The sequence below is a fragment of the Pseudanabaena sp. PCC 7367 genome (assembly GCF_000317065.1).
GTDB lineage: Bacteria > Cyanobacteriota > Cyanobacteriia > Pseudanabaenales > Pseudanabaenaceae > Thalassoporum > Thalassoporum mexicanum.
This window is the reverse complement of the sequence record NC_019701.1, coordinates 1,152,940-1,168,831: the sequence shown is the minus strand read 5'-3', so window position 1 is coordinate 1,168,831 and position 15,892 is coordinate 1,152,940. Positions and strand designations below refer to the sequence as shown.

Below are 15,892 nucleotides of genomic sequence, written 5' to 3'. Positions count from 1 at the left end.
CGCGCTATATTAAGGTAATCGGGGATTGATTTTAACCACCTAGCAATTAGTATTTGTACTGCAATGGTTCTTGCCAACCTAGGCCAATGGTGATGAGAGAATGTTTCTGGGCTCTGAGCTAGGTTCGAACAAAAATAGTAGGTAGTAATATTGCAGTGATATTACTGCAATGTTTAGGAGCCGATCGACCTGGTTGAAGCTGTAACTGTTGGCTAACTCCACTCACCAAAAACTATAAATTTGTGGCAACAGAATCGATTTCCTGAATTAAAATCAATTCCCTGGATTTAACGCATCGCAAAAGTTTAGTTTAAATCCTCAAACTGCTGAGCAAAGAACAAGTGAAAGCTGACCGTGATAGCGCTATATTTAAGCAAGCGTGATGAATCATAGCCGCTAAGAGTGCTTACCAGCACTAAGAAAACGACTCAACAGTCTCACATGTCACAAAATCATTATCTCAGCCTCGATAAAATTGAAAGCTGGGTAAGTAAATATTCTGGTAATGGGAAGAGTGCTTGACTATGAAGATCCTCAAAATCCAAACTTTGCGTGGGCCAAATCGTTGGAGCATCGATCGACATAAGTTGGTCGTGATCAGACTGGATCTAGAGGATGCACTGGTCTACCGCGAGGATGTGCTCGAGCTTTATGACAATATCTGTGCTGATGTGTTGCCAAGCCTCAAGGATTCTGCCCTAGGGCGATCGGTAGCCGAGGGCGAAAATATTGTGGCGGCTGAGCTAGTGCAGCATATTGCATTGGAATTGCAGCGGTTGGCAGGGATGCCGGTTGAATATAGCAATCACCGTCCCACGGTGGAGCGCAATGTGTTTCTGGTGGTGCTCGAATATGTCCATGAACTGGCTGGTCGCTATGCTGCCAGAGCGGCGGTGCGGCTTTGCCAAAGCATGATTGAAGATGGAGTTTACCCGGACGAGGAGCTGAAACAGGATTTAGTTGATCTAACCGATCTACGACTGGATGCGCAGCTTGGCCCTAGCACCGAATCGATCGTAGCTGAGGCGAGAGCCAGAAATATTCCCTACATTGAATTGGGCACCAGAGCGATGTTGCAATTGGGATTTGGGGTGCATCAAAAGCGGATTCAAGCTACCCTGAGCAATCGCAGTAGTTTGCTAGGGGTAGAACTGGCCTGCGATAAAGAAGGCACTAAGCGAATTTTGCGCGATTCCGGAGTGCCAGTGCCGCGCGGTACGGTGATCAGCTCAATTAAATATTTAGATGATGCGATCGCCGATGTGGGGGGCTTCCCGATCGTGGTCAAGCCGCTCAACGGTAATCATGGCCGGGGTATTTCGATCGATGTGCGTACCTACATTGCCGCCGAAGATGCCTTTGATTTGGCTCAGGAAGTTTCCAATGAAGTAATTATCGAACGCTATCATCCTGGCCGCGATCATCGGGTGTTGGTGGTAAATAGCAAGCTAGTGGCTGTATCTGAACGGGTGCCTGCCCATGTGATCGGTGATGGTAAAGCAACCATTGCGGAGCTAATTGAGATTACTAATCAAGATTCCCGCCGTGGTGAAGGGCACGATAATGTGCTCACCAAAATTGAACTCAACAGCACCAGCTATGATGTGTTGCAGCGCCAGGGTTATGACCTAGATACGATCCCCAAGGCAGGGCAGACGTGCTATTTGCGGGCAACGGCTAATCTAAGCACTGGTGGGATCGCGGTCGATCGCACCGATGATATTCATCCTGAAAATGTCTGGTTGGCGCAACGGGTCGCCCAGATTGTCGGCTTGGATATTGCTGGTATTGATATTGTCACCTCGGATATTACTCAGCCACTGCGAGCCACCGATGGCGTGATTGTGGAAGTAAACGCAGCGCCGGGATTCAGGATGCACACTTCACCCAGTATTGGCATTCCCCGTAATGTGGCCGAACCTGTGATCGATATGCTGTTTGCCAACGGTGCGCCTGCGCGGATTCCGATTATTTCAATTACTGGCACTAACGGCAAAACTACCACCACCCGATTGACGGCGCATATTTTCAAGCAAACTCAGCAAACCGTTGGCTATACCACCACCGATGGCATTTATGTGGGCGATTGGCTGGTGGAGAAAGGCGATACCACTGGCCCTTATAGTGCTCAAGTGATTTTACGCGATCCCACCGTGGAAGTGGCTGTCCTGGAAACCGCCAGGGGTGGCATTTTGCGATCGGGCTTAGGGTTTGATGGCTGCGATGTGGGTATGGTGCTAAATGTTCAGGCCGATCATCTGGGTATTGGTGATATTGAAACCGTAGAGGATCTGGCCGATCTCAAAAGTGTGGTGGCCAAAGCCGTTGTGCCCAGTGGCTATGCGGTGCTGAATGCTGATGATCCCCTTGTTTCAGCGATGGCCAAAGACCTGAGGGCGCAGGTGGCTTACTTCTCGATGGACCCAGAAAACCCGATCGTTAAGGAGCACACCGAGCAGGGTGGTTTGGCTGCAGTATATGAAAATGGTTATCTCTCGATCCTCAAGGGCGATTGGACGCTGCGGATCGAACAGGCGGTGAATGTACCGATTACCCTCGGTGGCCGCACCCCATTTATGATTCAAAATGCCCTGGCTGCCAGCCTCGCTGCCTTTGTGCAAGGGGTGCAAATTGAAGTGATTCGAGATGCCCTCAATAGCTTTGTGGCTTCGGCCAAGCAAACGCCAGGGCGGATGAATTTATTTAATCTGGGCAGATTCCATGTGTTGCTCGATTATGCCCACAATCCAGCCGGATATAAGGCGATCGCTGATTTTATTAATACCTGGAATGGCGATCGAATTGGTGTAATTGGTGCACCGGGCGATCGGCGTGATGAAGATTTTGTGGAGTTGGGCAAGCTGTCGGCAGAAATGTTCGATCGCATTTTGATCAAAGAAGATAACGATCGGCGGGGTCGGAATGAAGGTGAGGTTGCGGCTCTGTTTGAGCAAGGGATTAAGGAAACTAATCCCAAGTTTACCTACGAAGTAACTCTTGATGAAGTGGAAGCGCTTAATAGTGCCCTTGATCGGGCGGCGGATGGATCCTTGATTGTGATCTTCCCGGAAAAAGTGGAACGGGCGATCGAAATTATTGAATCCCGCCAGCCCCCTGAACTCCGTCAAAGTGATGAGGAATCTGGTTCTAGTGGTTCTGCACCGGAATCTTTGTCCAACAATGCGATCGCTTCGCTTTAGGTAGTCCCTTATTGCTATCTAATATCTAATCTTTGTAACTAGCTGAGAATTTGAGAATTAATTAAGCACCCCTGCTTCCTTAATGGATTTGTCACGGGTGCTTTAGGTGAGGTATTTAATATCTAATATCTAAATATCTCAGATCAACCGATGATTAGTCGATCGCTTTTTTGACGTCGTCTTTCACGTTCTCCACCGAATGCTCAAGAGATGCTTCAGCTTGCTTCTCTTTCCCTTCAACTTTATCTTCCGGGTTGCCAGTCACTTCACCGATCGCCTCTTGTACCTTGCCTTCAATATTTTTGGCGGTTGCCTTGGCTCTATCTTCAATACTCATAACCTTTCTCCTTACTTGCTTTAGTAAATGGAAATCAACAACATAAATGCGATTGATCTAATTAACCTGATTGCTCAGGATCAAGACCAAAATACTTAATCATGTCCTCTCCCTAGTCTAATCAATAACTCTAATGGCTAGATTCTGCGGCCAGTCATTAAATTGACGACCAGGCTGACCAGAAATACCACAATAAAAATGTAGAAAATGATTTTGGCGATTTCCGCAGCTCCGGCGGCAATACCACCAAAACCTAGCACTGCCGCCACGATCGCAATGATCAGAAAGGCAAGCACATAGCGCATTAACATGGACTCTACTCCTAAAAAAACTAAGATAGGGACAGAATCTAATCAAGCCCCTTGACTACCACGTTTAACTAGCGAGAGATAAAGTCCTTTGCGGCATCCAGAAGACTTTCCGCACTATCTTTGGCCTGGGCATCGGCTTTTTGAGCTGCATTTTTAGTTTTGCCAATGTCCTGCTTAACCTTGCCTTTGACCTGGTCAGCCACGCCTTCAGTCTGATTTAACATGCCTTCAGTTTGGCCTTGCAACTTGCCAAGATCCTGTTTGGCCTTGCCAACGGCACGATCGACAGTTCCTTCGACCTGATCGGCAACACCAGAACTGCTTAAACTACTGGCCATGGCTGGCGCAAAAGAGCCAAGTAATACCAAAGCACATGCGGCGGCAACTAGTGCCGTATAGAATGATCGTCTCACGGCGATCGCCAACCGACGGATATTAATATACATAAGATTCACCTTTCTTTTTAATTATTTCAATTTTCAGTAAACAAACCAGACTGAGCAGGCATAGCCAACTATCCAACTAAGACCTAACTTAACACTTTGGGCTTAGCATTCTGCTTGTAACTTGTTTGTGGTTAATTCGAGCTAATTTGAGCGTAAAGATTAAATCCACTAATACATCTGCTATATCTGATTTGCTGTGCCTGAGATATAGCTGAGCGATCGCTTCTTTCTAATCAGATCGCCCTAAGATCTCCAAACTCACATTTAGGACTTACATCTAGGATCATCTAGGATTGACCCATCAACTAGTGTGTTAACTAGTCATTAAGTGAAACAGCTCTTATCCGCTTGCTTTTGCTAACTACTTCTCTCTCAACTAATCAGTAAACAAAAACAATCGATAAGTTGTAATGATCAGAAATCCACACTCTTACAACTCTTACAACTTTTCAATCTTTAGTTGCTCAAACCTTGATTTAAACCCTATTCCTAAAAATTGAAATTACTGTGAATCGCTAAATTTTTGTTAAATAATGAAATTTCCTCTGGCTGTGGTAGTTGATCCCCTGGAATTTGCGATCGCCAGAATTACTATAATCATGATTAGTCCGTATAAATATAAATCCGTATAAAAACTAATCAAGCAATGTTACTTAGCGCTGATCCGACCACAAAATGTGGTATTTTGCCACAATATTAAACTGGCTCGCATATTAGGCATACTAGGTAACAACCTGGACAGGATAAGAAATGGGTTACGTTATTGCATCGGTAAATATGAAGGGCGGTGTGGGCAAAACCACCCTGACCGTAAATATCGCTACTTGCTTGGCCAAACTGCATCGTAAACGGGTGCTGGTAGTGGATCTAGATACTCAGATCAGCGCCACCTTAAGCATGATTTCACCGGCGGAATTTGCCAAACTACGCAAGGAAAAAATGACGCTGCGGCAACTGGTGCGCCAATCGATCCATCCGGTCGATCGTCGGTTTGCAATTCAAAATATTATTCAACCCCATGTGTGTAAGGTGCAGGGTTTGGATTTGTTGCCAGGGGATATCGATCTCTACGATGAATATATTGTTTCTGAAACGGTGCATAAGCAAGCGCTCCAGGAACTCAACAAAGAGGCAGGCGAGAAAAGCTTTGAGCAAGTGTGGGATGAGTTTGAGCAAAACTTAGTAAAAAATATTCTTGCGCCGATCGTCAACAGCTACGACTATGTAATCCTCGATTGCGCGCCTGGCTATAACCTGCTTACCCGCAGCAGCCTGTTGGCCAGTGACTATTATTTACTACCAGCCAAACCAGAGCCGCTTTCTTTGGTGGGGATTCAGTTGCTAGAGCGCCGGATTGAGAGAATGCGTACCAAATATCAAAACACTAATAGTGTGAATATTCAGCTTTTGGGAATCGTGTTTAGTATGTCTGGGTTCTTGTTTATGCGCAGGTATTACAAACAGGTAATCAAGCGGGTGAGCGAGGATTATAGTGCGGCGCAAATTTTTGCTACCCGTGTGCCCAATGATGTTGATATTGCCAAGGCGATCGACAATTATCGTCCGGTGGTGGTTGACAGCCCTGGCTCTAATGGTGCAAAGGCATTTATGAACTTGACCAAGGAGTTTTTGCAAAAGCTGAATACCTCAACGGGAATGAAAGAACAAACCTCGAAGATGAGCCTGGTTGATCTGGAGTAGGATCTGTGAAGTTGGATTAGTTTAATTGCTTGATTCTGGTTGACCATAACCACCACCACCAGGGGTTTCAATCACGATCGCATCGCCTGGTTGCATCTCTACGGAGTCCTGGCTGTCTAATTCTTCAATTCTGCCATTGGTATTAGTGCGATCGACCCAATTGCGACCGACTGTACCTGGTTCGCCGCCAGCCAAGCCAAAGGGAGCGACATGGCGATGATTCGAGAGGATCGAGGCGGTCATCTCTTCTAAGAATTTCAAGCGCCTGATCACGCCATCACCACCGCACTGTTTACCATTGCCACCACTGCGATCGCGGATTTTAAATTCTTCCAGCAGCACCGGAAAGCGCCACTCCAGCACCTCTGGATCGGTTAGTCGGGAATTGGTCATGTGGGTTTGCACCGCATCAGTGCCATCAAAATCCAAGCCAGCACCAGAGCCACCACAAATGGTTTCGTAATATTGATGGTTGGCATTGCCAAAGGTGAAATTATTCATCGTGCCCTGAGCTGCCGCCATCACCTTGAGTGCGCCATAGAGGGCATTCACCACCACCTGCGACACTTCCACGTTGCCAGCCACCACCGCCGCTGGATAAACCGGATTGAGCATACAGCCCTGGGGTACTACGATCGACAATGGTTGCAAACAGCCCGCATTGAGCGGAATATCGTCATCGACCAGGGTGCGAAATACATATAAAATCGCCGCCTTAGTTACCGCCAGGGGTGCATTAAAGTTATTGGCCTGTTGGGGTGAAGTGCCGGTAAAGTCGATCGTGGCGCTACGGCTTGCTTGCTCCAGGTCGATCGTCACCTGGATCTGGCTGCCATTATCGAGGGCGCAGGTAAATTGATTTTGCAAGGGTAAACCCTGCGATCGCCAGGATTGAGCCAACTTTGCGATCGCCTGCCGCACCAGTTCTTCGGCATTTGCTTGAATAAAGCCCATATAAGCCTGGACTTTCTCTAGTCCAAATTGCGCTACCATGCGCTGTAGCTCTTTGATCCCGGTGGTATTGGCGGCGATCTGGGCTTGCAGATCGGCAATGTTCTGGTCTGGGTTACGCGCTGGATGGGGATTATCACTCAACAATTGACGCAGCTTGGCTTCCTGGAATTGCCCCGATCGCACCAGTTCAAAGTTGTCAAACAATACCCCTTCTTGATCAAGATGCTGGCTGTGGGGAGGCATCGAGCCCGGTGTGATCCCACCTAGATCGGCATGGTGTCCCCGCGCTGCCACATAGAACATGGGCGCTGAATCGTTAGATGCGCTTGATTGGCTAGATTTACTTGATTTTCTTTGCTCACCTGAATCAATAGAGTCAATGAATACGGGCGTAATTACGGTAATGTCTGGCAAATGAGTACCACCGTTGTAGGGATTATTAGTGGCATAGACATAACCTGGCTGGCGCAACTGACGATCGCTTAGGCTGTTAATCAGTGCCTTGACGCTCTCGCCCATTGAGCCCAGATGCACCGGAATATGGGGCGCATTGGCCACCAATTCACCCTCCCGATCGAAGATGGCGCAGGAAAAGTCGAGCCGCTCTTTAATATTCACCGAATAGCTGGTGTTCTGGAGCGTTACGCCCATTTGCTCGGCGATCGCTCTAAACAGATTATTAAAAATCTCCAGCATTACTGGGTCGGGTTGTGAGAGAGCAAGATCTAGGTGATCTGGATGGCGATCGGTGCTTACCAATTTGCGTTGTTCAGAATTAATGCGATCTTCCTTTGATCTATTCTCAATTTGTCTATCGTCAAGCCCAACAGTCACCCCCACATGATGCAATAGCAAATGCTGCTTAGGCGTAATTTCTGCCTCCCAGCCAGGTTCGATCACATTTGTGCCTGTGCTTTCCACAATCAAAGCCGGGCCAGGAATCCGATCGCCCACTTGTAGGCTCTCCCGCTGAAACAGGGGCACATTCTGCCAGGTGTGATCGCCATATATTTTTACCTGGGTAACTGGTTGGGGCGGTTGATCGTTAATTCGCTCTATGTCCGGCTCGATCGGGATTGGATTCTTGCCGATCACCTCCACTGCCAACGCTTCCACAATTAAGCCCCGCTGCGGGAAAGTAAACCCATATTGTTGTTTGTGTGCCTGGGCAAAGTCCTGACTTAGTTGGGTAACGATCAACCGTTTATCGGTGTCAGTAATCTCAAAGCCTTGCTTATTATTAGTGCTGTTCAGCGACAAACTAGCGGGAGCTAGGTCTATGGCGATCGCTGAGTCCGTACCCACATAGCGCAACCGCAAAGTAGGTAAAACCTGGATTGCTTGCTCAGGCTCATTTAGGTCACCAAGTTGGGGCGCAATTTCTGCCCGACCGCGATCGCTTAGTTCCTGAATAACTGTCATAATCTGGTTAATCAAATCGATCGTTAAAGGTTGCTCGATCGCGCGATCGTTAATCGTGGCAATGTCCGCCAAACCCATGCCATAGGCAGAAAGCACCCCCGCATAGGGATGAATGAACACTTGCTTAATTCCCAATGCCTGCGCCAACAAACAGGCATGTTGACCGCCTGCCCCGCCAAAACAACAGAGCGTATAGGTGGAAACATCGTGGCCGCGTTGGGTGGAAATTTTCTTGATCGCGGTGGCCATTTTTTCAATTGCGATCGCCAGAAATCCAGCCGCCACCTCAGCAGGGGTGCGATCGTCCCCAGTGGCATGTTTAATCTCAGTTGCCAAATGATTAAATTGCTGGCGCACAATTTCCGCATCCAGGGGTAAATCTCCATCTGCGCCAAATACAGAGGGGAAAAACTGCGGTTGAATCCGCCCCAGCATCACGTTGGCATCGGTCACGGTCAAAGGCCCCCCATGCCGATAGCTAGCAGGGCCAGGATAAGCCCCCGCCGAGTCAGGACCCACCCGATATTTAGCGCCATCAAATTGCAAAATCGAGCCGCCACCCGCCGCCACCGTATGGATCGCCATCATTGGTGTATTCAAACGCACGCCAGCGATCTCGGTACTTTGCGATCGCTCATATTTCCCGGCATAATGTGCCACATCGGTGGAAGTGCCACCCATATCAAAGCTGATTACATGGTCTAGACCAGCCTGCAAACTGGTCTGCACCGCACCCACAATCCCACCCGCTGGCCCCGATAGGATGCTATCTTTGCCTTGAAATAAATGGGCATCAGTGAGGCCACCGTTGGACTGCATAAACATCAGTTTGGTGGATTGATTAGCTAGTTTATGCTCTGATCTAGATATTAATTGGGGGCGATCGCCTCTAACTCCTGATCCATCGATCGCGCGGCTTTCAATCTGGCTGGCGATCCGATCGACATAGCGGCGCAAGATCGGCGATAGATAGGCATCCACCACTGTTGTATCGCCCCGTTCTACCAGCTTCATCAGGGGGCTAACCTGGTGAGATACGGAGATCTGGGTAAAGCCTATTTTTTGGGCGATCGCTGCTGCTTGCTGTTCATGGTCGTGGTAGCGATAACCATGCATCAACACGATCGCACAGGCACGAATCCCCGCATCATAGGCGGCTTGTAAGGCTTGGGTGAGGGGCACGATCGCCAGTGGGATTAATTCTTTTCCCTTGGCGCTGTAGCGTTCCTCCGCTTCGATCGCCTGTTCATAGAGCATTTCTGGCAATAGGATCTGTCGCGCAAAGATATCGGGGCGATTTTGATAACCAATTCGCAATGCATCGCCAAACCCTTTGGTAATAACTAAAACAGTGCGATCGCCCTTTCGTTCCAACAGGGCATTAGTGGCCACAGTTGTACCCATTTTGATGCTGGCGATCTGCTCGGCGGGGATTGGTTGCTCTGGGGTGAGATTGAGAATTTCACGGATCGCCTGGATCGGAGCGTCAACATAGCGATCGGGGTTCTCCGAGAGTAGCTTATGCACCACCAACTGTCCATCTGGACAATGCGCCACCACGTCGGTGAAAGTACCACCGCGATCGATCCAAAATGAGTAACGCTGCGCCAAGATGATTTTAAGTAAGCCTAAATGTAAATGTATTTACATAGATTATATCGACTATGACTAGCTCAACAACTCAGCTTGGATGGTTTTGGTTAACCGATCGACCTGTTTTTGCCAGGTTAGACCCTGCATAAACTCTGCCGCCGCCGCGCCCTTATTTAAAGCCGTTTGCCGATCGCTATACACCTGCTCCAGGTAAGCCACCACCTCTTCCACCTCCGATTCCCGCCACCCCTCAACTCCTTGCAAATAGGCCGGGGGACTAGTCAGCGATCGTTGATTGGTCAGCGGATAACAATGCTTTTCATTAACAATATCCAGATGCCCAGTATTAGCAGAAATCACACAGGGAATGCCGCAAGCCATACATTCCATCGCCACCAGATTAGTACCACCCTCGCAGCGATTCGGGAAAAGAGCCACATCGGCCTCGCGGATGATTTGTGGTACTTGATGGCGGGGGATCGCACCCAGGTCAATAAATGAATCGATCGGTAAGCCGTTTTCAATCAGCCAGGGTTTAATTTGAATTTGCCCTTGATTATCGACTGCTGGCAAGCCCACCACATTGCCAGTTTGCTCCAAGCCTTGCATAAACTTAGGCCAGGGATTGTGCCAGGCGGTAATTAAAAGCGCATCAGGATGTTTGGCCTGGAAAATCTTATAGGCGGCGATCGTAATATCCTGAGCTTTGCGATATTCCAGCTTGCCACCGGAAAAAATTACAAACCGATCGCCAAATAAATTTGACTTAGGGCTAGGGTAATAGGCGGTGGGCTCGATGCCCTGTAACACCGTATGCACATTGGCAAGGCCATAATTTTTCAAGATGTCATGATTCCAACTGGAACCAGCCAGAATTAAATCATAGGCATTGGCACGATCCAGGGCAGCGCGATCGAGCTGAGTATCTTCAAAGAAAATAAAGCCGATGTTCTGTTTGCCTTTGATCCGATCGAGCTGTGAGCCACCAAAATGATTACCCAGAGGATGAATGATTGGCAGATCGAGATTAAAGGCACTGTGGGGATTTTGATTGAAAGCCTGCTGAAGTCCTTGGCGTTGGGCGATCGCGGGTATTAATCGAGCTTGAGTTAAGGGATCGGTTTGGTTGGGCTCGATCGCTGGTGGTGCGATCAAGAGGGGGGAGAATTGCTTATGCTCCAGTAGTTGCAGGGTTAAATTCAGGCCAAATGTGCCCCAGCCAGTATTTGCGCCGATCGCCCAGCCGATGCCGATTGGTTGCGGTACTGGTGGTGTTGGGGTTGATTGTTGAATCGTGTTAACAGTTGACTGTGACTGGTTTGCCGTAATCGCTGTGGGTGCAAGTACCGTTAGGGTTGGTTTAGTGGCCAGGTTAGCGATCGCTGGCTTCCGATTGTCTACCCGTTCAACATTAGCTTTAGAGGTTGATTGCTCGGTTGCTTTAGTTTGATCGATGTAATCAAGGCGATCGGGATCGATCACATAGCCATATTCTGGATTGCTAGGCGCATCAAGTTTACTAGTCTGAATTGTCGGTTCAGGTAAGGGAGATGCTAATAAGCTACGATCGGCCACTATTTCATTCAATGCCTCGCAGACCTGTTTAATCACAGGTTGCCAATCTGCCAATTTTGGTTGCCGGAATAGTCTGGCGGTGGGATACCAAACACTATCAGGGCGATCGAGCAGCCAGCGCCAATCCGAGGCCAGGGGTAGCAATACCCACACTGGTTTAGCCAGGGCTCCGGCCAGATGTGCCACCATCGTATCGATCGAAATCACCAGGTCTAGTTGGGCAATTGCCGCTGCCGTATCGGTGAGGCTATTTAGCTGCTCAGAAAGAAGCGTAATTGAGTTAGTTGAGGCGATGGAGTTGGGGCGATCGCCAGATTCGCCAGATTCATTAAGTTTATTATTTAGAGTTTCAATTAGCTCCAGGTCTTCATCCTGTATCTCCTTTTGCAGGCTATAGAACTGCACCTGGGGGATCTGCAAAACTTGCTGAAAAATCGCCAATGGGCAAGATCGCTTTTGTTTGGTTTTATTCTTGGAATCGCTGCGCCAGACAATGCCTACTTTGAGGTCTGATTGGGATTCAGGTGACTGAGTTGAAGTGATTGGATTGGCTTGATTAGCTGGAGCTTGATTAGCTTGCTTGTTTGAATCGGTTGAGTCGATTTGCTGGGATGCTGTTTGCTCTAATGCTACGGCGGTCTGGTTAGAACTGGCCAGGTTGAGGTTAAATGGCTGGTTGATCTGTAGATAAGGGAAGCGATCGGGGATATTGTTCAGGTTGGTTTTGAGCAGATGGGGCAGGCTCAGCAGGGAAATATGCAAGTCAAACTTGGGCAATGGTGCGCCCTTGGCGAGTACCTGATCGATCGCTGGAATTGTTTCTAGTAGCGGTTGCAATGCCTTGTGATTACATTCCACCACAATCCGATCGCCCAGTTGCTTCACTAATTCCATATAGCGAATGAACTGAATCGTATCGCCCAACCCCTGCTCAGTGCGAATTAACAAAGTCTTGCCGGGGAAAGGTTTGCCATCCCACAATGGCTGGGCAAAGTTACGCCTGTGAAAAGATTTGCCGTCTCTGCGCCATTCATATTCTGCAAACCCTGACTCATATTCCCCCAGGGTCAGCATTGCCATCGCCAGATTGGTGCGGGCATCCACATAGTCCGGCCGCAGGGCGATCGCGCGGTGAAAATAATTTAATCCTGCTTCAACTTGGCCAAGCTCTAACAGTGCCATCCCCAGGTTGTTTTGCACTTCAGGATAATCGGCATTAATGGCGATCGCGCGGTGATAGAGTGCAATTGCTTCATCGATCTGCCCCTCTGCCACCAGTGCCGCGCCACAGTTGCTCAAAGCCTGGTAGTAATCGGGATTCAGCGCTAGCGCCTGACGATAGTAGGGGATTGCTTCGGCGCTACGATCCTGCTCATACAGCGAGATACCAAGATTGTTAAATGCCTGGGTGTAGTCGGGTTTGATCTCGATCGCGCGGCGGTAATGCTCCTCGGCCTGGATAAATTCCTTTTGATGGGACAAAACCACGCCCAAATTGCTGTGCGCCATGGCATAGTCAGGCTCGATCGCCAATGCTTGCTGGTAATATTCGATCGCTGCATCATAATTTTGCTTAGTCCAGGCCACGATCCCTTTATTGTTAAATGCTTCGGCGTAGTTGGGGTTTAGTGCCAGGGCTCGATCTAAGTAAATATCAGCATCAGCTAATTTCTGCGATCGCCAGTAAATATAGCCCAGATTATTCGCCACCTCGGCATTGTTGGGCTGCAAATCTAACACTCTTCGATAGTAGAACCGAGCTTCTTCATGCTTGGCCTGGGCTGCTAACTTTGCCGCCAGCTTTTGCCAATAGTCGGCCAGTTCATTGTGATCAGGGGTTGTTCCTGGCGTAAACTTGGCTAATTGTTTGGCTAATGGTTGCTGCTGGGCTAGATCACTGGTTTTAACTAATTCAATCAGCTCATCTCTAACCCGATCCATGACCGATCGCCACTGGTGCGGTTCACTTTGGCGGAATAAGCGCATGGTTGGATACCAGGGGCTATCCTCGCGGGTTGTTAGCCAGCGCCAATCAGGGGCAAATGGCAGTAGCACCCAGGTCGGTTTACCCATCGCTCCGGCCAGATGCGCCACGGCTGTGTCTACGGAAATGACCAGATCCAGTTGGGCGATCAGGGCGGCAGTATCAGCAAAATCTGTAATCCGATCGCTGAGATCGACCAGATGATTTTTAAGCGCCAGCCAGCTAATTTCCTGTTGATCCTGCCCCAGTTGTAAGCTATAAAACCTGGTGCCGGGGATGGTGAGTAAGCCTGTCCAAAGTAATAGGGATAGGGATTTGAGTTTATATTGCTTGGCGGCATTGGGATTGTGTTTGAAAAGGCCACTGGCCCAGACGATGCCAATTTTCAGCCCTGGTGCTGCCGGAAGCTGGAGCTGTTCAACCCGTTGCCGATCGGCCTTTAAATAGGGCACTTGACTAGGAATCGATTCCAGCCTAATACCGAGAATTTGCGGCAAGCTGAGCAGAGACGCATGGACATCAAAATTTGGCAGTGGGTCACGATCGCCAATGATCGTCGCTATACTTGTCAACTCTGGAACATTGGCAAATAACGGCACTAAATTATTACGACATCTGAGAATCACATGCCCTACTCGCTGCGCCACGATCGGCACAAACCGAATAAATTGGATCGCATCGCCCAACCCCTGCTCAATCCACAGCAGCATAGTTTGATCTTGTTTCTCACTACCATCCCACAGGGGTTGAGAAAATTCAGGGGCAGCGATCGTTTTCAGCTTGAAACGGTATTCATAACCAGGTAGGCCAGCCGCAAAATCCCCTTTAGTTAGCAACGTAAGACCCCGGCCAAAGTTAGCGCCGTAGTGATCCGGTGCGATCGCCAAAGCCTGTTGATAGGAGTTGAGCGCACCATCTAGATTGCCCTGTTGTAGTAAGGTTGCGCCCAGGCCATTGTAGGCATCAGCATAGGTGGGGCGAGCTGCGATCGCGCGGCAATAGGCCAGCACTGCTTCGGCTAGTTGGTTTTGCTGCGCCAAAATTACACCCAGGTTATAGTTGGCTTCGGCATGGTTAGGGATAATCTCAATTGCCCTTTGATAGGCAGCGATCGCGGCGGCGGGCTGATCGGTAGCGACCAGTGCTACGCCCAGACTGGCATAGGCATCGGCAAACCTGGGATCAAGGTCGATCGCTTTCTGGTATTGGGCGATCGCGGCTGCAAGTTGCTCTTGCTTATACAAAACTAAGCCAATATTGCGTTGAAGATTAGCCTGCTTGGGGTTGAGTTTGGCAGCTCGGTTTAAATAAATTAATGCTTGATCATATTGCTCTTGTCGAAACAAGGCCATGCCCAAATTGGTCAAAGCATCGAGATGGCGGGGATCATGGCCGATCGCCTGGCGAAAATTTTCAGTGGCGGCAGCGGCATTGCCCTGTTGACCCAAAACTCCGCCCAAACCATTGTAGGCATTAGCATGGGTAGGATCAGCGGCGATCGCCTGACGGTAGCAGTGGGCAGCCTGATCATAGTTTGGTTTGGCAAAATAGACATTACCCATTGCCGTCCAGATATCGGCTCGATCGCTAGCCAGGTTGAGCGCACTTTGATAACTGGCGATCGCTTCGTCGTTTTTGCCACTCTGGCGATAGGCTAACCCAGCATAATAAAATGCCTCGACCTGGTGGGGGTTAATAGCGCTAACTTTCTGATAGGCAGCGATCGCGGCGGCAAAATTTTGCTGCATGAATTGCACATTACCCAGCTTGAGTAAGGCCTCAACATATGCAGGCGCTTGGGCGATCGCCTTTTCTAAATGAGCTTGGGCGGCGGTGAGTTGTCCCTGGGCAATTAAAATCTGGGCTTGTAAATAATTGCCGATCGCATCATCAGGCTCCAGAGCTAGCAATTGATTGACAATGGCGATCGCCTCGGCAATCTGACCTTGCATAAGGTGTTGCTGTGCTAGTTGATGTTGGGCGCTAGCATTCATGGGCTGTTTTATGGGTCAATGGAATCAAGACCAAGCGGCTAGGACTTAGCTCTATAAATGCGAGCAGTTAGCTTTGCTATCCCGATTAAGGGTGAGTCCTGTATATGTGCCGATCGATCAGCTTTACCAATCCAACCATAGGCTAGGTAATGAATCCACACAAGCGACAGATCAAGGAAATATGTTGCTACCCAGATTTATTCATCCTTAGCTTATGACCTAATAGATAGGCTTGAGGGTAAGAAATTAACTTCCATCAATTTAAGCAAATTTAAATATATCTGGCATCTTCACACTTTCAATGCTTACTCCCTTGCAAACGCTCAATTGCAATCAGAGCATAACGATCCAGCTTTATTAGTTTTATGTGTTTTA

General features: G+C 48.8%; 7 protein-coding genes. 2 read left to right on the top strand and 5 right to left on the bottom strand.

What is annotated here, in order from left to right; all coding sequences use genetic code 11:
- The first annotated feature begins 524 nt into the window (after positions 1-524).
- Positions 525-3,200, top strand: coding sequence for a cyanophycin synthetase (gene cphA, locus PSE7367_RS04470; protein WP_015164173.1), 2,676 nt, complete (start codon positions 525-527; stop codon positions 3,198-3,200).
- A 154-nt stretch (positions 3,201-3,354) separates the two neighbouring features.
- Here cphA and PSE7367_RS04465 read toward each other — a convergent pair whose 3' ends face one another.
- The 3 genes from PSE7367_RS04465 to PSE7367_RS04455 all read right to left on the bottom strand — a co-directional run bounded on the left by PSE7367_RS04465 (position 3,355) and on the right by PSE7367_RS04455 (position 4,294).
- On the bottom strand, positions 3,355-3,537 hold the full coding sequence (locus PSE7367_RS04465; RefSeq protein WP_015164172.1) for a CsbD family protein: 183 nt from the start codon (positions 3,535-3,537) through the stop codon (positions 3,355-3,357).
- A 137-nt stretch (positions 3,538-3,674) separates the two neighbouring features.
- A complete protein-coding gene (locus PSE7367_RS21035) occupies positions 3,675-3,848 on the bottom strand; it encodes a DUF1328 family protein (protein WP_015164171.1) in 174 nt (57 codons plus the stop codon).
- Positions 3,849-3,916: 68 nt separating this feature from the next.
- Positions 3,917-4,294 carry a CsbD family protein gene (locus PSE7367_RS04455; protein ID WP_015164170.1) on the bottom strand — a complete coding sequence of 126 codons (378 nt, stop codon included), beginning with the start codon at positions 4,292-4,294 and terminating at the stop codon, positions 3,917-3,919.
- 750 nt (positions 4,295-5,044) lie between these two features.
- Here PSE7367_RS04455 and PSE7367_RS04450 point away from each other — a divergent pair.
- Positions 5,045-5,995, top strand: coding sequence for a ParA family protein (locus tag PSE7367_RS04450; protein WP_015164169.1), 951 nt, complete (start codon positions 5,045-5,047; stop codon positions 5,993-5,995).
- Positions 5,996-6,016: 21 nt separating this feature from the next.
- Here the strand turns inward: PSE7367_RS04450 and PSE7367_RS04445 are convergent, their stop codons facing one another.
- Together PSE7367_RS04445 and PSE7367_RS04440 are read right to left on the bottom strand one after the other, a co-directional pair.
- A complete protein-coding gene (locus tag PSE7367_RS04445; RefSeq protein WP_015164168.1) occupies positions 6,017-9,982 on the bottom strand; it encodes a hydantoinase B/oxoprolinase family protein in 3,966 nt (1,321 codons plus the stop codon).
- 57 nt (positions 9,983-10,039) lie between these two features.
- Positions 10,040-15,517, bottom strand: coding sequence for a tetratricopeptide repeat protein (locus PSE7367_RS04440; RefSeq protein ID WP_015164167.1), 5,478 nt, complete (start codon positions 15,515-15,517; stop codon positions 10,040-10,042).
- Between the last annotated feature and the right edge of the window lie 375 nt (positions 15,518-15,892).